Here is a 407-nt window from a genome sequence, read left to right as displayed (position 1 = left end):
AGCGATGCGGTTGTTGATGCTTGTGGCAATACTAAAACAATTACTAGAACATGGACTGCTACCGATGATTGTGGTAACACAACGTCTGCTGTTCAGACTATTACCGTAGTAGATACTACCGCTCCTACCTTCACGGTTCCTGCAGATCTTACGGTTGAGTGTGACGTAGACGTGACCGACCTTACAATTACTGGTGACGTTACAGACGAAGCGGACAACTGTTCGGCTGGATTGGATGCGGTTTATACGGACAGCGTAGCTGACGGTGCTTGCGATAACGAATCTATAATTACGCGTACTTGGTCGTTGACAGATGCTTGTGACAATACAACATCGCTTGTTCAGACTATTACCGTAGTAGATACTACTGCTCCTATCTTCACGGTTCCTGCAGATCTTACGGTTGA

1 protein-coding gene is annotated in these 407 nt (G+C 46.2%); it reads left to right on the top strand.

Annotated features, from left to right (window positions below; translation table 11 throughout):
* The coding region (locus LBV24_RS15115; protein WP_449667986.1) for an HYR-like domain-containing protein at nt 1-407 on the top strand (407 nt) is incomplete at both ends.

Origin of the sequence: Winogradskyella vincentii (genome assembly GCF_020166345.1) — a bacterium.
Lineage (GTDB): Bacteria > Bacteroidota > Bacteroidia > Flavobacteriales > Flavobacteriaceae > Winogradskyella > Winogradskyella vincentii.
Note: the sequence above shows the minus strand (reverse complement) of the source record. Positions and strands in the feature narration are given on the sequence as shown.